Origin of the sequence: Actinoplanes couchii (assembly GCF_016862075.1) — a bacterium.
In the GTDB taxonomy this organism is placed as follows: Bacteria; Actinomycetota; Actinomycetes; order Mycobacteriales; family Micromonosporaceae; genus Actinoplanes; species Actinoplanes couchii.
Genome location: NZ_BOMG01000137.1, coordinates 1 through 20,607 on the forward strand (window position 1 = coordinate 1; position 20,607 = coordinate 20,607).

Annotated in this window: 12 protein-coding genes; all 12 read right to left on the minus strand. The window is 72.2% G+C overall.

Translation table 11 applies throughout. From position 1 onward, the window contains the following. The coding region (locus Aco03nite_RS50465) for an AMP-binding protein (RefSeq protein WP_203810039.1) at nucleotides 1–2,132 on the minus strand (2,132 nt) is incomplete at its 3' end. Then, a complete protein-coding gene (locus Aco03nite_RS50470; protein WP_203810041.1) occupies nucleotides 2,119–3,411 on the minus strand; it encodes a condensation domain-containing protein in 1,293 nt (430 codons plus the stop codon). The genes Aco03nite_RS50465 and Aco03nite_RS50470, both read right to left, overlap by 14 nt. Further along, nucleotides 3,404–6,418 (minus strand): non-ribosomal peptide synthetase, encoded by a 3,015-nt coding sequence (locus tag Aco03nite_RS50475; protein ID WP_203810043.1) that lies wholly within the window; start codon nucleotides 6,416–6,418, stop codon nucleotides 3,404–3,406. Before Aco03nite_RS50475 ends, Aco03nite_RS50470 begins: the two co-directional genes overlap by 8 nt. Then, nucleotides 6,415–10,656 carry a condensation domain-containing protein gene (locus Aco03nite_RS50480; protein ID WP_203810045.1) on the minus strand — a complete coding sequence of 1,414 codons (4,242 nt, stop codon included), beginning with the start codon at nucleotides 10,654–10,656 and terminating at the stop codon, nucleotides 6,415–6,417. Before Aco03nite_RS50480 ends, Aco03nite_RS50475 begins: the two co-directional genes overlap by 4 nt. Then, nucleotides 10,653–11,927: an MFS transporter gene (locus tag Aco03nite_RS50485; protein WP_203810047.1), complete on the minus strand. Its 1,275-nt coding sequence runs from the start codon at nucleotides 11,925–11,927 to the stop codon at nucleotides 10,653–10,655. The genes Aco03nite_RS50480 and Aco03nite_RS50485 overlap by 4 nt, the downstream gene beginning before the upstream one ends. Further along, the gene (locus Aco03nite_RS50490) at nucleotides 11,927–12,136 is read right to left on the minus strand and encodes an MbtH family protein (RefSeq protein WP_203810050.1); all 210 of its coding nucleotides are present in this window, start codon (nucleotides 12,134–12,136) and stop codon (nucleotides 11,927–11,929) included. The genes Aco03nite_RS50485 and Aco03nite_RS50490 overlap by 1 nt, the downstream gene beginning before the upstream one ends. 20 nt (nucleotides 12,137–12,156) lie before the next feature. Continuing rightward, entirely contained in the window at nucleotides 12,157–13,449 is a 1,293-nt protein-coding gene (locus Aco03nite_RS50495; protein ID WP_203810052.1) for a condensation domain-containing protein, read from the minus strand. Between the two features lie 11 nt (nucleotides 13,450–13,460). Beyond that, nucleotides 13,461–15,281 carry a non-ribosomal peptide synthetase gene (locus Aco03nite_RS50500; protein WP_203810054.1) on the minus strand — a complete coding sequence of 607 codons (1,821 nt, stop codon included), beginning with the start codon at nucleotides 15,279–15,281 and terminating at the stop codon, nucleotides 13,461–13,463. Next, on the minus strand, nucleotides 15,278–16,255 hold the full coding sequence (locus Aco03nite_RS50505; RefSeq protein WP_203810056.1) for a TauD/TfdA family dioxygenase: 978 nt from the start codon (nucleotides 16,253–16,255) through the stop codon (nucleotides 15,278–15,280). Before Aco03nite_RS50505 ends, Aco03nite_RS50500 begins: the two co-directional genes overlap by 4 nt. Before the next feature lie 154 nt (nucleotides 16,256–16,409). Next, nucleotides 16,410–18,317, minus strand: coding sequence for a condensation domain-containing protein (locus Aco03nite_RS50510; protein WP_275416014.1), 1,908 nt, complete (start codon nucleotides 18,315–18,317; stop codon nucleotides 16,410–16,412). Nucleotides 18,318–18,529: 212 nt separating this feature from the next. Next, nucleotides 18,530–20,050, minus strand: a complete 1,521-nt coding sequence (locus tag Aco03nite_RS50515) for an aldehyde dehydrogenase family protein (RefSeq protein ID WP_203810060.1) — start codon at nucleotides 20,048–20,050, stop codon at nucleotides 18,530–18,532. Nucleotides 20,051–20,093: 43 nt separating this feature from the next. Then, entirely contained in the window at nucleotides 20,094–20,606 is a 513-nt protein-coding gene (locus Aco03nite_RS50520) for a hypothetical protein (RefSeq protein WP_203810062.1), read from the minus strand. Nucleotide 20,607: the final 1 nt, after the last annotated feature.

Below are 20,607 nucleotides of genomic sequence, written 5' to 3' on the forward strand. Positions count from 1 at the left end.
ACCAACGACATCCCCGCCACCACCGGATCCGCACGCCACACCCGCACCGCGGCCATGTCCAGACGCTCACCCCCGAACACCACCACCCGCACCCGCGAACCCACCGGCAACCGACCCACCAACTGCTTGAAAGCCGACGGCGTCTGCGACAACACCGTCACACCCTCATCCACCAACAACCGCCCGAACACCTCCGGCGAACGCACCACATCACCACCCACCACCACCGCCGAACCACCCGACGCCAACGCACCCCAGATCTCGAAGACCGAGAAGTCGAAGGCGTACGAATGGAACACCGACCACACGTCCCCGGGCGCCGCCTCGATCTCCGCGCCGGACGACGCGACCAGCCACGCGAGGTTGGCGTGCGCGACCACCACGCCCTTCGGCCGGCCGGTCGAACCGGAGGTGTAGATGACGTACGCCGGATCCGCCGGCGTCACCGCCGTCTCCTCGGCCGGCTGGTCACCGTCCAGCAGCGTCGTCGCGTCGAGCACGCCCGGCAGGGGTGAGCCGGGTCCGCCCAGCACCACCGACAGGCCGGCGTCGGCGACCATGAACTGCAGGCGGTCCACCGGGTACCACGGGGGCAGCGGCACGTACGCCGCTCCGGCCCGCATGATTCCCAGCAGCACCGCGATCAGGTCCGCCGACCGGTCCAGGCACACGCCGACGAACGAACCCCGGTCCACCCCCTCGGCAGCCAGACCCGCGGCCACCGCACCCGAACGCCGCCACAACTCGGCATACGACCACCGCACATCCCCCGACACGACAGCGGGCGCATCCGGCATCCGGCTCGCCCAGTCGCGTACCGACGACACCACATCCGGCGCCGTCAGGGGACCGCCGGCCGACCAGGACTCGGCGGGCCGAGGAGCCAGGGCGGCCACCCGGGTGCCCGCCGTGGCCCCGGTCAGTACCGCGTGCACGGTCTCGATCAGGCTCTGCGCGGTCTCCGGCGTGACGCGGCCGACGGCGTACTCGATCATCAGCTCGATCCGCTCGGGCGCCTCGGTGACGCTGAGCAGCAGGGCACACTTCGCGGTCTCACCCACAGCGGCCATCGGGGTGATCGTCAGGCCGGGCAGGCGCACCTCGCCCGGGACGATGGTGTGCACGAACATCGTGTCGAAGCCGCGGCGAGGGCGGCCGGCGCCGGTCAGCAGGTGCACCGGGAGGGCGGGACGGCTCATCGCGTCACGCAGGGTGCGGGTCACCTCGGCCAGGACGGCGCCGAAGTCGGCCGCCGGGTCGATCTCGACCGCGACCGGCACCACCGTCGCGAAGGAACCGACGACGTCGAGGTACGCCACCGGCCGGTTCGCCGAGGTCAGAGCGAATCCGGCGTGCCGCCCGTCACCGAAACCGGCCAGTGCCACCGCCCAACCGGTCGCGAGGACCGCGCCGACCGTGGTCCGCCGAGTGGCGGCCAGGCGGCGCACCGCGGCGAGTTCGGCACCGGTGATCTCCCGGAACACCCGGGCGCCCCGGTACGTGCGGGTGTCGCTCCCCGTGACCAGACGGTCCTGGACCTCCTGCGCCACGGCCAGGTGCTCCCGCCAGACGTCGCGGTGCCCGGCCATGCCGTCGCCGGCGAGGTCGCGCAGTCGCCCGGTGCTCCAGTCGGCGTAACGGGTGTCCGGATCGGCGGGCAGAGCCGTGCCGGCGTACGCCGCCAGCAGGTCGGCGAAGAAGACCTCCCGGGACCGCCCGTCGGTGATCAGGTGGTGGACGAGCAGGCAGAACACCGCGCCGTCGTCGAGCAGCAACACGGTGGCGCGCAGCAGCGGCGGGCGGGCGAAATCCCAGCCACCACCGCTGGCCGCCGTGATCCGCGCGTGCAGGGCGTCCTCCGCCACGTCCTGTCCGCGCAGATCGTCGACGGCGAACGGGACGTCCACGTCGTCGTGGACGGTCGCCGCCGGCTCACCGTCCTGCCAGGCGTAGCTGGTCCGCAGGACCTCGTGACGGGTCACCACCTGACGCAGCGCCGCATGGAGGGCGTCGACGTCGACCTCGCCACGCAGGCGCAGGACGTACGGGATGGCGTACGCCTCGGCGCCTCCGGACGACTGGCACTCCATCCACAGCGCCGCCTCGACCGGGGAGAGTTCACGCTGTCGCATAGTTGGTCGGTCCTTCCGTGATCCGGGCAGAAGCGAGCACGTCGATCCGGGCAGAAGCGAGCACGTCGAGGTGCCGCAGGAAGTCGTCGGCGAGGCTCTCGGCCTGTCCAGCCGGCAGCCGTACGCCGTTGACGTGCAACAGGAGCAGCGCGGGGTCGCCGATCATGGCGGCTGCCACGATCGGGTGCGGCGCATGGTCGGCCACGTCGAGGATCTCCACCCGGCACCCGGAACGGTCACCGGTGAAGTGCTCGATGGGCGGAAAGTGCGAGACCACGAGAATGGAGTCCGCGTCGAGGGCGGTCCTCCGGCCCGTCGACCAGGTGCGTACGAGCGCGTCCTGGACGCTCTCCAGCCATCGGCCGGCCGGTTCGCCGGCCGCTGCCGGCATCAGCAGGGGGCTCGTGGCGACGAAGTTGCCGATCGTCTCGGCAGAACCGGGCACCTGGTGCGGGCGGCCGTAACCGACCACGCCGAACCGGACCCGGTCCTCTCCGGTCCGCCCGCCGACCGCCAGCGCCCAGGCCGCGTGCACCATGGTCGCGACCGTCACGCCGGTCTCCCGGGCAGTCTCCCGGACCCGTCGCATCAGATCGTCGGCGAAGGGCCGGATGATGCGGCGCTGCTCCGCCGGCGCGGGAGTGCCGCCGAGCGCCCGGACCAGCCATCCGGTGCGGTCCGGCAGTGGCACGTCCGGCGAGGCCGGCGCCGGGGGCTCGGACTCCTGACGCCACCGGACGAAGGCCGAGAACGAACCGGCCTCCGGGCGCGGCGGCCCGGGTTCACCGGTGAGGAGGCGGTCGTACTCCTCGCTGAGGTCGCGCAGCATGATCCGGCTCGAGATGCCGTCGAGCACGATGTGGTGCGACGTCCAGCAGACGTACGCGGTCTCCCCGTCGTGTACCGCGTACGGGATCACCGCCCGGTCCCGTTCCAGGTCGAGGGGGCGCTCGAACTGCTCGTCGAACAGCCGCATCGCCACCGACCGCAGCCGGTGGGGCGAGCCGCCGCGCACCGACACGGTCGGCACGTGGGCCGGCACGGCCGGCAGGAATTCCTGGTACGGCGCCGGTACGCCGGTCCACCGGAACCGGACCCGCAGCATCTCGTGGCGGGCGACGACCCGTGCCCAGGCCTGTTCGAACACGTCCGGCCGGAACGGCTGGACCAGGCAGCGAACCTGCAGGGCGTAGATCGACATCCCGTCGTTCAGCGACTCGAACAGGATGGCCCGCTGCTCGGGGGTGAGCGGGATGGGGTCGTGCGGGAGATCAGACACGGACGGCCTCCACCAGTCGCCGCAGGGTTTCCGCGGGAATCTCCTCCGCCGCCGCCCACGCCATGACCAGTTCGTCGCCGACCAGCGCGCAGTCGAGTTCGAACACGGTCCGGCGCTGGGCCGCGGGGTCACGCTGGCCGGGCAGCACCAGGTCGACGTCGAGCAGCGTCTCGCCGGTACGCACCCGGGACTCCACCCGGCCGAGGTAGTTGAAGCGCAGCAACGGTGCGGGCAGTTTGCGCAGCTCGGCACTGCCCGCCAGGTCCGGTCGCCCGTACGCCAGAGCCAGGAAGCCCAGTCCGGTTCCCGGGACGCTGTCGAGTGCCTCGCGGACAGCCGTGGCCGCCCCCGCCGGATCGTTCCCGGTGGGCATGTTCATCGCCACCGGGTGGAAGCTGGTGAACCAGCCGACCGAACCGGAACCGGGCGCGCCCGCCGGACGGCCGTGCCCTTCCACGTCGATCCCGAGTGTCTCCAGGCCGGGGTAGGCCTCGCCGAAGCCACGGAGCACGGCGGCGAGCAGCATCCGATCGGCGAGTTCGGGGCTCCGGCCGACCGCCCGGACGAAGGCCGCCACGGGGGCGCCGCCGAGCCGGTGGGTCACCCGCCGGGCGTCACCCTCACAGCCCGGCTGCACACCGGGCAGCGACGCCCCGGCGACCCGGGCCGTGGCCAGCCAGTACGGCAGTTCCCGGTCGTACTGGCCGGCGATGATCCGGTCGGTGTGATGCCGTACCCACGTCTGCCACGACGCGGGTGTACCGAGCCGCCGCCCGCCCAGCACCCCGGCCAGCTCGTCGAGCACCACGCGCAGCGACACCGCGTCGAACACCATGTGGTGGCAGATCAGAACGAACCGCGCCTGCCGGGGATCATCGGCTTCGAACCAGATCAGCCGGGCCACCGGCCCCTCGGTCAGCGACAGGTTCCGCTGCCACTCGGCGATCAGTTCGCCGGTCTCCTCGTCGTGCAGCTCCGCCACGAACTCGATCGACACCGGCACGCTGCCGGAGCCGACGACGAACCGCCGGTCCGCTTCCTCCGGTCCGTCCTCGAACCGGGCGGTCAGGATCGGATGCCGGTCCAGCACCTCGACCAGGGCCCGCCGGACCGCGGCCGGGTCGGGGCCGGTGATCGTCGCACCCACCGACAGGTTCCAGTGGTCACGCGCCACCGGCTGGGTGTCGGCGAACCAGTGCTGGACGGGGGTGAGCGCCACCGATTCGACGGTGTCCGCACCACCGGCCACGGCTGTCTCCGTGACCGCCCGCGCGGCGGCCGGTGCGGTGGGCGCCCGCCCGGCCAGCATGTCGGCCAGGGCCGCGGGCGTACGCGCCTCGTAGACGTCCAGCGGCGAGACGGTCAGGCCGGCTTCGCCCAGCTGTCCGCAGATCATCACGGCCGTGATCGAGTCGCCGCCCGCCGCGAACAGGTCGGTGTCCACCGTCAGCGACGGATCCCGCAGCACCTCCTGCCAGGTCCGCAGGATGCTCTCCCGGACCGGGTCCGACGGCGCCGACACGGGCCCGGCCGCGGGTTCGGCGTTCGTCCCGGCCAGCTTCCGCCGGTCCACCTTGCCGTTGGTGTTGCGGGGCAGGCCGTCCACGACGCTGATCCGGGCCGGTACGAGCGCCGCCGGCAGACGGGCACCGACCGCCTCCCGGACGGCGTCCCGGGTCTGGCCGTCGGCGAGCACCAGGAACGCGGCCAGAACCGTCCGGCCCTCCGCCGCGCTCTGCCCCACCACGGCCGCCTCGATGACACCGCGCACGTCGAGCAGCGCCCGCTCGACCTCGGCCGGTTCCACCCGAATGCCGGAGACCTTGACCTGGTCGTCGATCCGGCCCCGGAACAGCAGTTCCCCGTCGGAGCGGACTTCGGCCAGGTCACCGGTGCGATACGCGCGACCGTGCCCGGACGGGTCGGGAAGGAACCGCTCGGCGGTCAGGCGTGGCGCGGCGGCGTAACCCTGAGCGAGGCCCGGCCCGGAGAGCCAGATCTCCCCGATCTCACCCGGCGCGCAGGGCCGCAGATCCTCGTGCCGGACGGTGACCGTCAAGCCGGGACGGGCCGTGCCGATCGGGATGTCGGCGCCGTCACCGGCCGGGTCGATCCGGCGAACGGTGGCCCACACGGATCCCTCGGCCGGACCGTACTCGTTCCACAACGGCGCGGTGCAGAGCCCGGCATGTTCGGCGGCCAGCCCTGCGGGCACCGCCTCACCCGCGACCGCCACCACCGTCAGACGGGCCAGATCGACCGGCTCGGCCAGGCTGAGGATCCCCCGCCACACCCTCGGCAGGGCCAGCACATGGGTCACCGGCTCGGTGCGGATCAGGTCGAGCAGGCGGCGGGGGTCCTTACGGGCCTCGTCGTCCGGCACCACGAGGGTGCCGCCGTCGGCCAGCGTCCAGAAGAGACCGGCCACCGAACTGTCGAACGCGGCCGGCGAGTGCCAGAGGAAACCGCCCACTCGGCCCGGGTACACCGCCCGGCGGGCCAGCAGCGAGGCGTCCGCGGCGGCGTGGCCGACGACGACCGCCTTCGGCTCACCGGTCGATCCCGAGGTCAGGATGAGATAGGCGGGCGAGGCGCCGTACGGGCGTGGCCAGTCGACCGGATCGACGATGGGCAGGTCGTCCAAGTCGAGGACGGGAACGCCGCCCCCGGCCAGGACCGCAGCGGTCGAGCCGGCTGCCAGCACAACCGGCACCCCGACCCGCCGCACCGCCCCGGCGACCCGCGCCACCGGCCAGTCCGCGCCCAAGGGCAGATAGGCGCATCCCGCCCGCAGCACCCCGACCACCGCCGGGACCAGCTGCAACGGGTCGTCCAGGCAGAGACCCACCGGGGTGCCCGGCTGGTACCCGCGCCGCACCAGCTCGGCGGCGATCCGGTCGGCGGTCGCATGCAATTCCCGGTAGGTCAGCCGCCGCCCGGCGTGGCTGACCGCCACCGCGCCCGACGGGCCGGCGATCCGGTCGTGCAGGAGCGACGAGTCGTTCATTGCCCATCTCCTTCAGAAGAGGTCACCGACCGGATGGCCCGGGCGAAGTCCGCGAGCAGGTCCGCCGCTTCCGGGACCGGCAGCAGGCCGTCGTCGTGGTTGACGCTCAGCTCCAGCTCGGCGCCGGCCACGGCGGTGATCGTGATGCCGTAGTTGGTCCGCTCGAATCCGTGCAGCGGCCGCAGGTGCAGACCGGCGACACCGGCCGCCGGGGTGGCCACCATGGTCCGGCTGGTCCCGAAATCCAGCAGGTGATCGAAGAGCACATCCCGTGATCCGATCCCGGCTTCCCGGCGCACCTCGACCAGCGACGCGCCCTGTCGTTCCTGCAGCGCCAGCAGATCGGCGGCGATGTCGCCGGGCACGTCGAACCGGACCCGCAGCGGCAGGGTGTTGATCAACATCCCGCTGGCCGCCTCGATGCCCGGGATCCGCGCGTCGCGCCCGGACATCACCGTGCCGAACGTGACGTCGTCCTGGCCGAGACGGACGCGCAGGGTCGATGCCCAGGCCAGGTGGACGTAGACGGCCGGGGCGAGACGCCGGTCCCGCCCATCGGCCCGGATCCGGTCCCAGTCCGCGCCGGTCAGCCGGAGCGTGGTCTCCCGGTGGATGCCGGACCGCTGCCGTGCCGGGTCGACGAGGCGGGTCGGCCGGGCGCCGGCCATGTGGCGGTTCCAGAAGTCGTCGCTCTCCCGCGACGGCGCCCTGGCCACCAGCTCAGCGGCCGACTCACGGATCGCGAGCCGGGCCGGCCGCCCGGCGCACAGCTCGGCGTAGGCCGCCATCAGGTCGCCGACGAGCAGGTTCATCGACCAGCCGTCGAAGACGAGGTGGTGATGGGTCACCACCACGAGATGCCGGCCGTCGGCCAGGGCGGCCACCGTGACCCGCAGCAGTGGTCCGTTCTCCAGGTCGAACGGCGTCCCGCGCTCACCAGCCGCCAACTCGGCCGCCAGCCGCTCGGCCGCGCCGGTCCACGACGTCCCGTCGACCCACCGCAACGGCAGCTCCGCATCCGGGACGATGCGCTGCGACGGGGTCATCTGCCGCCGCCAGGCGAACGAGGTGCGCGCCGACGGGTTGGCCCGCGAGGCCGCCCGCCATGCCGCGGTGAAGGCGTCCCGGTTCAGCTCACCGGTCATCGCCACGACGATCTGACCGACGTACGACTCCGGATCGGCCGACTGCACCGCGTGGAAGAGGATGCCCTCCTGCGCCGGGGTGAGTGGCAGTTCCCTCGTCCGCGGCGCGAGCAGGGTCCGCAACGCGTCCTCGAGGTCGCGCTGAAGGGCCGCGGCAGCGATCTCGTCGACGGCCCGGCCGTCGAGTTCGAGGGCCACCGTCAGCGTGTCGTCCTCGACCCACCCGTCCACCACGACCGGGCAGGGGCGCCGGAGACCAGCGCCCCTGGCCGGGCCGGCCTGCACGGTGGAGTCCGGCGCGAGCAGCGCGGTCCGTTCGGTGGTCGTACGCCCACGGAAGTTCGCCGACACGTCCGGGCAGCCGGGCAGGCGCAGTGAGTCCCGCACGGCCGGATCCGGGTGCAGGTACCGCAGGACGCCGTATCCGCTGCCGTCACCGGGCACGGCGGCGATCGCCGACTGCAGCGCGGCGAGGTTCTTGTCCGGCTCGCCACCGAGATCGACCGGCACCGGATACATCGCGGTGAGCCAGCCGACGACGTCGTAGCCGGCCGCGCCGACGGTCGCGTCCCGGCCCGGACTCTCCATCTCGACCACACAACGGTCGCGCCCGGACCAGCGCTGCCACGCGCTCAGCGACGCCGCGAGCACGATCTCCGCCGGGTCGGCGACACCGCCCAGCGGGACAGCCACCGTGACCGTCCGGGTTCCGCCCTCCAGTCCCCCGTCCGCCGGGGCATCGGCCGGCACCGCCGCCACGGCACGGGACCAGTGTTCGCGCTCGACATCGAAGGCACCCGCGGCGACCGCGCCGTGCAGTTCCCGTACCCAGTCCGCCACCGCCGGCGCCGGCGCCACCTCCGGCGCGCCCCACCCGCTACGGACCAGGTGGTACGTGGTGTCCAGGTCGTTCATCAGCAGCCGCCAGCTGACCACGTCGACCGCCGCGTGGTGAGCGACCAGCAGGAGCCGCCGCTCGCCGCCCGGACCGGTCAGCAGGGTGGCGTGCAGATGCCGTCCGGTGGCCGGATCCAGCCAGGCGGTCGCCCGCTCCCGGATCCCGGCGAGCACCGTCCCGGTGAACGCCGGGATCTCCACGGCCGTCCAGTGGTCCTCGGCGGGCTCGACGGTCGCCGTCCGCCATTCCCCGTCCGACTGGCGGATCGCGGTCCGCAACGCGGGAAACCGGTACGCCAGCGTAGCCACGCTCCGCTGCAGCGCGCCGATGTCGGCGCCGTCGGCCAAGGCCAGCACCACGTACTGCCCCCAGTCCGCGGGCACTCCACCGAGCCGGTCGATCAGCCAGTGCAGCGCCGGTGTGAGGCCGGCGTCCGCGAGTACCGCCGGGTTCTCCGGAACCGGGTGGTCCGGCGCCGGGACAGTGGTCCGGCCCTCCCGGATCCGCCGGGCCAGGGCACGCACCGTGCCGGTCTCGAAGATGTCCCGCGGCCGGATGGTGACGCCCAGCTGCGGGGCCTGGCAGGCCAGCGTGAGGCTGGTCATCGAGTCTCCGCCGGCACCGATGAAGTCGTCGTCCGGCCCGACCGGCACGTTCAGCGCGGCCCGCCAGTGCGCCAGCAGCGCGGCCTCCAGCGGGTCGGCCGGCTCGGTACGCCCGTCCCCGGCCGTGTCGTCGGCACCGGCTCCGGCCGCCTCGACGAGAGCGGCGGCCGCGGCGTGGTCGATCTTGCCGGCCGCGGTCAGCGGCAACGCTTCAGCCGGTTGGAGCCGGTGCGGCACGGCGGCCGGCGGCAGTGCTTCCCGAAGCGCCGCCAGCAGATCGCCGGCCGGCCCGGACAGCACCGCCAGTAGCGTTATCCGGCGTTCCCCGCCCGCGTCCGGCACGGCGACGGCTACACAGTCCGTGACCGCCGGATGCCGCATCGCCTCGGACTCGATCGCCCCGAGTTCCACGCGGAAGCCCCGGATCTTCACCTGCCGGTCGACCCGCCCGAGGAACTCGACGGTCCCGTCGGGGCGTACCCGTGCCTGGTCACCGGTGCGGTAGAGGCGCTCACCGGCCGCGAACGGGCTCGGCACGAACACCGCCGCCGTACGCCGTGGATCCCCGAGGTAGCCCTGCGCGAGAATGCCACCGAGATGGACCTCGCCGACATCAGCCGGCCGCAGATCCGGTCCGAGCACGTGCATCGTCCGGCCGTCCAGGGGCTCTCCCAGCGGCACGCTCGTACCATCGGCGACGGCTGTCGCGTCGACCGCGCACAGGCTCGCGGTGATCACTGTCTCGGTCGGGCCGTATGCGTTGAACAGCTGGATCGAGCCCAGCGGGCCCTCCCGCCAGCGGCGCGCCACCTCGGCCGGCATGACGTCGCTGCCGACGATCAGCGTCCGCAGCGCCGCCGGCCGTACCGGATCCGGCTCGCCGACGAGCAACCGCCAGTACCCGGCGGGAACGTTGGCGACGGTCACCCGCTCCTCGTGCAGGAAGCGCAGGAAGTCACGCGGCACGTCCGGCAGGCCCGGCGGGTGGAGCACCAGCGTGGCCCCGTGCACCAACGGCGCCAGGACCTGCTCGACGTGTACGTCCGCGGTCGGCTGGGCGAACAGCAGCGTCCGGTCGCCGGCCGTGATCCCCACCCGGGCACCGAAGGCGAGCAGATGCTCGGCCAGCGCACCGTGCGTGACGGTGACGCCCTTCGGCACACCGGTGGAACCCGACGTGTGCAGGACGTAGGCCACCTCGTCCGGCCGGACCGGCCGGAGTTCCCGGGCGCCGTGGTTCCGCGGCCCGCTGTCGTCGCCGGTCACCACCCGGGTCACTCCGGCATGCCGGATCAGCTGCTCGCGACGGGCGTCCGGCAGCGCCGGGTCCAGTGGCACGTAACAACCGGTGCGCATCGCCGCGAGCATCGCGACCACGAACTCCACCGAGCGGGGCAGGTGTACGCCGGTCACCACCGGCGCATCGCCGCTCAGGGTGTGCGCCAAGCGCCCGGCACGGGACACCAGGTCGGCGTAGGTGACGTCCCGGCCATCGGCCCGGACCGCCACCGCATCGGGCCTGGCCGAGGCCTGTGCCCGCAGAAGTTCCCAGACCATCGATCCTGGTTCGTACGTGGGAATCGCGGTCACCGTTTCACCTCCTGGTTCGTGGCGCTGTCGGCGGCGTCGGCTCCGGCCGGCCGGGGACGGACCTGGTCCCGATAGACCGGGCCGAAGACCAGGAGCATCAGGCCGACGGCCAGGATCCCGGTGCCGGAGAGCAGGAAGATCCCGTTGATGCCGATGAACGGCGTCAGGATCGGGGCGACAGCGGGGCCGACGACCACCGGGACGACGACCGCGGCACCGGTGAGCGCGCCGACCCGGCCCATCAGGTGTGCCGGGGTGAGCCGCTGCACCAGGGTGCCGTAGACGATCGCCGCCACGGCCGCGCCCAGTCCGATGATCACCGCGGCTATCAGCCAGACGCCGAGGACGGATCGCAGGCCGGCATACCCGGCGATGCCCATCGCGCCGACCAGGACACCGATCATGGTGGCCGCGGTGGCCATGACCAGGAGCAGGTTGAACCGGTCACCGACCCGGGACAGCAGGAGCGCGCCCAGGCCGCCGCCCAGCCCCATGCAGACCATGGCCGTGCCGGTGAAGCTCGGTCCGGCGCCCATCTCCCGGTACCAGACCGGAATCATGATCTCGAACATCGTGGAGAACAGGTAGGCCAGCGAGATCGCACCGACCGTCAGCCGCAGCGGCGGGTTGCCCCACACCACGGCGAACGCCGCACCGATCCGCCGCCGCCACGACTCGGCACGTTCCTCCGTGCTGTCGCCGTCGGCCGGGACCGTGCCGACGAACCCGACCAGCACCGCGGAGAGCAGGAACAGTGACGCGCAGATGAGCAGCGTGATCCGGGCGTCCCAGACACCGATCAGAACGGCCGCGACACCCGGGCCGGCCAGGCCGGTCAGCATGCGCTCGGTGACGCTGCGCAGGGAGTTCGTCTGGAGCAGCAGGTCGTCGCGTACCCGGTACCGGATGAACCGCTGTTCGGCCGCGTTGAAGAAGCCGCCGCAGACGGTGGCCAGCCCGCTCAGCACGCAGAGCAGGGCGAAGTTCTCGGTGGTGGTGATGCCGACGATGGCGAGTGCCCGGACCGCGTTCGCCGCCACCATCACGGTTCGCGGCTGGAACCGGTCGGCGACCAGACCGATCACCGGTGCGCCGAACACCATGGGCGCCGCGCCGGCGAGCGCGAGGAGCGCCACGTCACCCGGTCCGCGGTGCCATTGGAACACCACGATCGTGATGATGGCGAGGTAGTCGAGGCCGTCCCCGAAGTTCCCCACCACCTGGGCGGTGTACAGCCGCCGGAACGCCGGCAGACGCAAGGGCTGGAACATCAGTGACCGTCCGCCGCCAACTGCTCCCGGAGACTACGGGGACGCAGGTCGGTCCAGATCTCCTCGATGCGCTCCAGGCACTCGTCCTTCGTGCCGGTCACGCCGATCTCTCGCCAGCCGTCCGGAACCGTGATCGCGGTGGGCCAGACGGAATACTGCTCCTCATCGTTGATCACAACGGTGAAGCGTGCGGTGGAGTCGTCGAACATTGCTTCTCCTCGATCGATTTTCAGGGGGTGACGGCGGCCGGGTGGCCGGCTGGATCAGCGAAACGGCGGCTCACGGCATCGGCGGTCGCCGCGGAGAACGTCGCGGAGTCGTAGCCGACCATGCCGACCAGCCGTTGCGGCGCCTCGGTGAGGTGCAGGCTGAAGTCGCTCCACATGCCGACCGTGGGCAGTGCCGGGAAGGACTCCAGCAGCAGTCCGCCGGCCTGGGCGCGGACCTGCGCGTCGCCGGTGAACAGCGAGCCGAGGTTGTCCGCGTCGCCGGGAACGTAGTTGAAGTGGGCGTCGAACATGGCCGGGCGCCCACCGGCCGCTCCGAGGTCGGGGCGGTGCCGGGCGAGCAGCTCGTTCGGATAACCCTGATGCCGGTACGACTCCTGCAGTTGGCGGCGCAACCCGTCGACGACCGACGGCAGATCCGGTCCGGCCTCCGGGCCGACCACCACCGGGATGGTGTTGGTGAAGCAGCCGACCGTGCGGGCGAAAGCGGGCTTGCGCAGAGTCCGGGACAGGCCCACGACCAGCGGCTGTCCGGTTTCGACGGGACGCAGAGCAGACGCCCACCTGCCGAGCAGGACCAGGTAGACGGGTACCCGGAGCCGCCAGGCGAGAGCATCCAGGCCCTTCTTGGCCTCCGCGCCGAACCCGAACGGCAGAATCTGCTGCGCCGTGGCCCGGCCACTGCGTTCCCGATCGGCCGGCACCGGGCGTGGCGGCCGGGCGGCCGGCAGGATCGAGTTCCAGTACGCCAGCGCCGCCGCACCGTCCGGGCCGGCGAGCATGGCCTGCTGCGCGGCGGCGAAGTCCCCGTACCCGGCGGTGACCGCGGGCAGCGCCGACACGTCCAGGCCGTTGCCGTACAGCTCGAACATCTCGGCGGCGCACTGGACCATCGAGTTCCAGTCGGTCACCGCGTGGTGCATGGCGAAGAACATCACGTGCCCGGCCGCGCCGCGGTTCCAGAGGACCAGCCGGCACGGGCTGCCGCCGGCCAGGTCGAACGGCTCGGCGTGCACGGCACGGACCGCGTCGGCGAGCTGCTCGGTGGTCCAGTCGACGGCGTCGATCAGGCGGGTCTGCGGCGGATTCTCCGGCAGGACCACGGCGACCAGGCTCGCGCCGTCGATCCGGTAGGTCGTCCGCATCGCCTCGTGCCGCCCGGCCACCACGGTCAGCGCCGCGAACAGCCGTTCCGGGTCCAACGGGGAGGGGATGCGGACCGCGGCGCCGAGGTTGCACGCTTCCGCACCGGCCGCCTGCTGCAGGAACCACACGCCGCGTTCGGCGTAGGACACCGGTCGGCCGGTCACTCCGCGGCCCGCCAGGTGGCCGGGTCGTGGCCCTGGTCCAGGATCCGCCGGGCCCGGGACGTCACCGCGCCGCCGTGCTCGTCGCGGATCAGTCCGGCGTGCTCGGCGACCGTCGGGGCGTCGTAGAAGACGTCGACGGGCAGTTCCACGTCGAGCAGCTCCGCCATCCGGCCGACGATCCGCAGCATCGCGAGCGAGTGGCCGCCCGCCTCGAAGAAGTCGGTCCGGGTGCCGACCTTCTCATCGCCGAGAACCTGGTGCCAGACACCGATCAGGACGGTCTCCACCGGGTCGGCCGGGTCATCGCCGGGCTCGGTGACGGTGTCGCCGGACGGCGTGGCCAGTGCCCGCAGCGCCGCCGCGTCCACCTTCCCGCCCACGGTCAGCGGTAGCGTGGGCAGAACGACCACCTGGTCGGGCAGCGCGGCCCGGGGCAGGAAGGCGGCCAGCGCCGAGCGGATCCCACCGGGGGCCGGATCCCGGTGCGGTGCCGGGGTCACCGCGGCCAGCAGACGTACGTCGGCGGTTCCCCGGTTCACGACGACGACCGCGGCCCGGTCGACCTCGTCGAGGCGCAGCAGCGCGTTCTCCACCTCCCCGAGTTCCAGCTGTACGCCGGAACGCTTCACCTGCCGGTCCGTACGCCCCTGGAACTCCAGCCGGCCGTCGCGCCGGCGAGCCAGGTCACCGGTCCGGAACATCCGGCCGCCGGGAACCGCGGTGAACGGGTCGGGCAGGAACCGGGCGGCGGTCCGGGCCGGGTTGCCGTGGTAGCCCAGGGCGAGCTGTGAGCCGCCGATGAAGACCTCGCCCACGTCGCCGTCGCCGACCGGTGTGCCGTCCGGCGCGAGGAGATGGATCTCGGAGCCGGCGATCGGGGATCCGAGATGCTCCTCGTCCCCGCGGTCCAGGCGCGCGGCCGTCGCGTTGGCGGTGGCCTCGGTCGGGCCGTACAGGTTCCAGATCTCCAGGTCCGGCAGGACCGCACGGGTACGGGCGATCAACTCGGCGCCGGCCGGCTCGCCGCCGAGCAGGAGCCGCCGGAGCCCGGCCGGCCGTGGTCCAGCGGCCTCGATCTCGTCGAGCACCGCCCGCCACATCGACGGCACGCAGTTCAGCATGCTCGGACCGGCCTCGCGGAGCAGTTCGGTGATCCGCCGGGGGTCACCGGCCTCCTTGTCGCCGACAAGCCAGACGGTTCCACCGATGATCAGCGGACCCAGCAGCTGCTTGAGCGAGGCGTCGAAGGCGGGCGAGGAGATCGCCGGCAGGGCCGCGGCCGGGTCGAGCAGGGTCCGCGCGCACCAGTCGAGGTATCGCAGCAGACTGCCGTGGGCGACGGGCACGCCCTGGGGCCGTCCGGTGGAGCCGGAGGTGTGGATGACGTAGGCCACGTCGCCCGCGGTCGCACCCGGTGGGTCCTCGCCGTCGGGCTCCGTCGCGCCGGAGCCCGGCGGGATGACGGTGACTCCGTCCAGCACGATCTCGTCCGGGGAGCCGACGACGGTGGTGATACCGGCGTCGGCGAGGAGGGTGGTGAGCCGGGCGAGTGGTTCGTCCGGGCTGAGCGGCACGAAGGCCGCCCCCGCCAGTCCGATGCCGATCATGCCGGTGAGCAGGTCGAATCCACGGGGAAGCCGCAGGCCGACGGACTGACCGGGACGGACCCCCGCGGCACGCAGGCGCCGTGCGAGACCAACGGCACGCGCGTTCAGGTCGGCGTACGACAGATGGTCGGCGCCGCATCGCGCGGCGATCGCCGCGGGCCGGGCACGGACCTGGTCCCCGATCCGGCCGAGGACGGTGCCGGCGCTCATGCGGCCACCTCGGCACGGACATCCTGCCAGGTCAGCGCGTGGGACATGGCGACGAGGACGCGCCGGTCGCCGGTGAAGGCCTGACGCCCGTGCGACATCAGCAGGTTGTCCACGATCAGGACGTCGCCGGTGTGCCAGGGCACCGCCGCGGTGATCGGCTGCTCGGCGCGCCGGATCAGGTCGATGGTCTCGGCGCTGATCGGGGTGCCGTCGCCGAACTGGACCTGCTTGGGGAAGAACTCCGGAGCCAGTACCGCCTTGAGCCCCTCCCGCAGATCGCGGGGCAGCGACTCCGGGTGGAAGGCGACCACCTGGTTGAACCAGCACTCCTCGCCGGTATCCGGGTGGCGCACCAGGGCGGGGCGGACGGCGGTGGTTCGGACGACCCCACCGGGAAGCCATTCCACGCTGGTGCCGCGGCTGGCACACCAAGCCTCGGCCTCCGCCCGGTCGTCGGTGCCGAAGGCCTTCTGCCAGGTCAGGCCGATCCGCGGGTGGTAGGTACGCACGTAACGCACACCGACCTCGCGGAGACGGTCGATCAGCTCGGTGGGCAGCGCCGCTGCCAGGGCCCGGGTGTCGACGAGCGGGGTCGCGCCACCGGTCCGCGCCGCTATCGCGCATCCGAAGTAGAGGTACCGCGGCCAGTCGGCGCCGTAGCAGGCCTCGTTGTGCTGCTCGATCACCTCGGACGCCGGGTAGTCGGTGGAGGTGTAGACCCGGCCACCGACCTCGGTACGGGGTGTGGCGGCGTCCTGGTACCGCAGCGGTTCTCCGCCCATGGCGCGGACGACGGCGTCCAGCCGCTGGGCACTGCCCGGGTCGAACCCGCGGAACAGGATCGCGCCGCGTTCGTGCAGGCGTGCGGTGACGGTGTCGGGGGACGCCCGGATCTCCTGGACCAGGTCGGCCGTCCCCGATCCGTCCGCCGGGAGCTGGATCACCGGATAGGGCAACTGCGCGGGCAGAGTCATCGGGCACCTTTCGCGGGCAGGATTCATCGCCCCCGGCCGCGCCTTCCGCAGGCAGGGGGTGTCACTCCGTCCGCACGGCACGTCCGCGGACCGGAGGGTGGGCAGCAGCGGTCGCCGGCGGTGGCGCGGCCACCGTCGACAGGGAGCGGGAAGGTCAGATCAGTTCGGCCGGGGCGGGCACCGGCAGGCGACGGCTGTCGCCGAGGGGTGCCGGCATGTCCGCGGGCAGCACGACACGAGCGTCCCGGGCGAGGTCGGCCAGCGGGCGGAAATCCATCAGATCGACGTAGGTCAGTCCGCCGAGACCGGCAGTGGCGAGTTCGGCGAGGACCCGGCTCAGATCGGCGGTCCGGCCGCCCTGCAGCAGGTAGGGCTGGGCCGCGTTCCATGCGGCGCCGGGCCGGACGTGACGGAGCGCCAGTTCGAACGCGACCTCGCGAACGCTGCCGAACACCCCGTCACCGGGTTCGCGGCCGTCGTCGGGGGCGCCGTTGAGCACGAACGTCTCCGGCACCACGGTGCCGGGTAGCTCGGCCAGCCGTCCGGTGAGGTGACAGCGCAGGGCGTACGGGGTCAGCGAGGCGTCCGCCTCGACCCGCAGGGTCAGGGATCCGTCGGAGCCGGTCGCCACGGTCGCACCGGTGACCGCCGGATGGCTCCGGGCCGCCTCGGCGATCCCGTCCAGGTGGATCCAGGAGCCGTCGCGCCGGGTCCAGTCCGCGCCCCGGTCCAGGACCGGCGTGCCGGCGGCGTCGAGGAGCAGGCCCACCGGCAGGTCGGGGTGCTCGTCGGCGATGTCGAGGACCCGCAGCACCGCCGAGATCAGGCCGGTGGCCGTCGCCGGCGGGATCAGGGCGGCGTCGAACCGCACCGCGCAGAGCACGTCCGGGCCCATGATCTGGACCACGAACTCGAACGGGTCGCCCAGGTCGTGCTCGATCGGTGTCACCGACCAGCCGGCCGGCGCGGACCCGCGGTCGGCTGCGGCCGAGCCCGCCGGCGGAAAGTTGAAGGACGGCATCACCGAGACGTTCCGGCCGAGCCGGAACTGTTCGCGCACTCGCGTGTCGGTGGCGTCGTCATAGTCGTAACAACCGAAACGATAGGTGTCGAGGAGAGCGGTCTGCGCCTGTTTCATCAGTGCGCGGATCGAGTCCTTGCCGTCGTTTCCGACGAGCACCGGGAGAGTCTGGTAGAGACATCCCACCGATTCGGCGTGATCCGCGTCGAATCGATTCGAGGAATAAACGTTGATCGGCGTCCGGTCCATTCTGAGGAATCGCCCGAGCACTGCGGAATAGGCACCGAGGAATGCTGTCGAAACGGGAACCCCGGACCGCCTGGCGACCCGTTCGCAGACGGCTGCCCGATCGGTGGTGAGAATGGCCTCGGTGGGCAGCGGGCCGTCCGCCGACAGGACGGGGACCGGCAGCGTGGTGGGCGGCATCGCCGCGGCCACCCCGGCCCAGCGCCGGATCGCCGCGTCACTCAGCTGCCGGCCGGCGGCCGAGCCCTGCAGGACGGCGTCGTTCAACGGGCTGCCGGAATGGGGCGCCGTCGCCGGTCCACCGTGGCGAATCGCGGCCAGATGACGCTCGAAGGAGCTGGCCAGAGTGCGGCGGGCCGCCCCGTCGATGCTGATGTGGTGGATGATCAGAGCCATCCAGCGAGCTTGTGCACCGCTCGTGACCAGCACCGCGCTGATCGGCGGGCCGGCCGCGAGATCGAAGTCCTGCTGCAGCGCCCGCCCGACGAAGGCTTCCGCCGCCGCCCGCTCGTCCACGGCGCCGGCCACGTCGCAGAGCGCGACCGGCGGATGGAAATCCGCCAGCACCTGCTGCACCGGAATCGACGAAGCATCAATCGGATAGCGCGTCCGGAGGCCCTTGAAATCGCGCATCAGGCGATGCAGCGCCTCGACGGATTCCGCCGTTCCGGTTTCTTCTGGGATCGGCCACCAGGTCAGCACGTTGTTGCGCCAGCGCCGTCCTGGTGGCGTCGAATGGAAGAGAAGCCAATGCATTTTTTGAGCCCATGACAGCGGCGCTGTCTCGATCTCCATGAAAGTCCACCCCCGCGAACTGTTTCGAATCGAAGACTATCATCGACCGCAACGGCCCACAGCAGTCCAAACCGGTTTGGCAACTAGGCGCCAACCTGTCGGCGGTCGATATCGGATGACCTGGCGATATGACTCGACGCCATGGCGGGAATAGGCGAGAGGGCCGCCGGACGGATCGTCCGGCGGCCCTCTCGTCGTTCGTCAGCCGTTCACTATGTGAGACGGAATCCGGGATCCGCGTCGATCTGCGCGGTGTCGATCTGAGCCCGCTGGAGACCACCGGAGTAGTCCCAGTTGACCGCCTGCCAGCGGGTGAACTGGTCGAGCACCCAGATGCCGGACTGCCGGCTGCCGTTACCGGAGCGGCCGTTGCCACCGAACGGCAGGTGCGCCTCGGCGCCGGAGGTCGAGTTGTTCACCGAGAGCATCCCGGCACGCAGTCCGCGCCGGACACCGAACGCCGTCGCGGGATCGTTGGTGTAGACCGAGCTGGACAGGCCGTACCCGGGCAGGTTCGCCAGATCGATCGCCTCGTCCAGCGTCCCATACGTGGTAATCCCGACGATCGGCCCGAACGTCTCCTCGAGGAACAGCCGGTCGTCCGGCCGCACCCCGTCGACCACGACCGGGTGGTAGAAGTGGCCCGGCTCCGGATCGCCGACGAAGCCCTTGCGCGGATTCGACGACGAGATCCGGCCACGGCCGGTCGAGCCGGAGACCCGGTGGTGCGGGCCGATCCACGTCAGGTACTCCTCGAACCGTTCGGCGAAGACCTCCGAGATCAGCGGTCCGTACAGGACGTCCGCCCTCGGATCGCCGACCACCGCCTCCTCGACCGCCTGGCCCAACCGGCTCACGAACTCGCCGTGCACCGACTCGTGGACGATCGCGGTGCCCAGCGAGGTGCACCGTTGACCGGCCGTGCCGTACCCGGAGAAGAGCGCGCCCTGGACGGCGAGATCGAGATCGGCGTCGGCCGCCACGATCATCGGGTTCTTCCCCCCGAGTTCCAGGCACGGGCTCTGCAGGTGGCGCCCGCACAGTTCGCCGATCCGGGCACCGACCTCGGACGATCCGGTGAATCCGACCTTGTCCACCAGGGATTCTTCGAGCCCGCGGGACAGCGCCTCGAACGTGGTGGGGCCGTCGGCGTGCACGACTTCCAGGACACCGGCCGGCACGCCGGCTGCCCTGGCCAGACTCAGTAGTGCGTCGGCGCAGGCCGCGGCGTACTCGGCGGGCTTCCACACCACGGTGTTGCCGCAGAGCAGAGCCGGAACCAGGTACCACGACGGGACGGCGACCGGGAAGTTGCCCGCCGTGATGGTCACGACGACACCGACCGGCACCCGGAAGGTGAACAGCTGCTTGTCGGGCATCTCGCTGGGTACGGTCTGCCCGTACAGGCGGCGTCCCTCACCGGCGAAGAAGTCGCAGGTGTCGACGATCTCCTGCACCTCGCCGCGCGACTCGTGCAACGGCTTGCCGACCTCGCGCGTCACGAGCCCGGCGAGACTCTCCGCGTTGGCCTCGACCAGGCGCCCGAAAGCGGCGATCACCCGTCCGCGCACCGGCGCCGGCGTCGCCGCCCAGGCCTCGTGCGCCTGCTTGGCCGTGCGGAAGACGTCGAGCAGCGCGTCCGCCGCACCGAGCGGGACCTCGGCGACGGTGTCGGTGCGATCGGCGGGGTTGACCGACCGGAAGATCCGGTCGGACACGGTCGAAGTAGTCATCAGCGTCCTCTCGTGCTTCGGCGCGCCGGTGCGTCCACGACGGTCAGCCGGTACGCCGGACCCGGACCCGTAGTTCCTCGGGCCCCGCCGCCGTCCGCGCCTCGACGGAACTCCCGGTGCGCTCCGGACCGACGACGTTGACGTCGCCGTCCACCGTGATGGCGCATGTGCGCCAGTTGTAGCGGTACTCCACCCGGTACACGCCGAGCGGAATCACCTGAATCTCGTACGGCACGTCCGGCGCGATCCGATACCACTGACCACCGTGGACGGTGACCTCGCCGGAGGGGAAACTGGACTCGATCAGCTCCTGCACCCGCTGCCGGCTGCCGAGGCCGGTCTCGGCGGCGATCTGCTCCTTGGCGACGCTACGGGCCACCTCGGCGAGCGCCCGCCCGCGCCGGCGGCGGAGCAGTTCGGACAGGGAGTCGAAGACGTCCTGCTCCCGGGTGAGCATCAGGTACCGCACCAGGGGATCCGGTTCGGTCAGGATCTCCGCGCAGTACAGCTGCAGTAGGTTCTCGATCTCGGCCGGGTCGGGTCCAGGAATCGTCACG

Coding starts and splice junctions, on each gene's coding strand:
- Aco03nite_RS50475 (WP_203810043.1), bottom strand. CDS start 6,418: ATGAACGACTCGTCGCTCCTGCACGACCGGATCGCCGGCCCGTCGGGC.
- Aco03nite_RS50485 (WP_203810047.1), bottom strand. CDS start 11,927: ATGTTCCAGCCCTTGCGTCTGCCGGCGTTCCGGCGGCTGTACACCGCC.
- Aco03nite_RS50490 (WP_203810050.1), bottom strand. CDS start 12,136: ATGTTCGACGACTCCACCGCACGCTTCACCGTTGTGATCAACGATGAG.
- Aco03nite_RS50500 (WP_203810054.1), bottom strand. CDS start 15,281: ATGAGCGCCGGCACCGTCCTCGGCCGGATCGGGGACCAGGTCCGTGCC.
- Aco03nite_RS50505 (WP_203810056.1), bottom strand. CDS start 16,255: ATGACTCTGCCCGCGCAGTTGCCCTATCCGGTGATCCAGCTCCCGGCG.
- Aco03nite_RS50510 (WP_275416014.1), bottom strand. CDS start 18,317: ATGGAGATCGAGACAGCGCCGCTGTCATGGGCTCAAAAAATGCATTGG.
- Aco03nite_RS50515 (WP_203810060.1), bottom strand. CDS start 20,050: ATGACTACTTCGACCGTGTCCGACCGGATCTTCCGGTCGGTCAACCCC.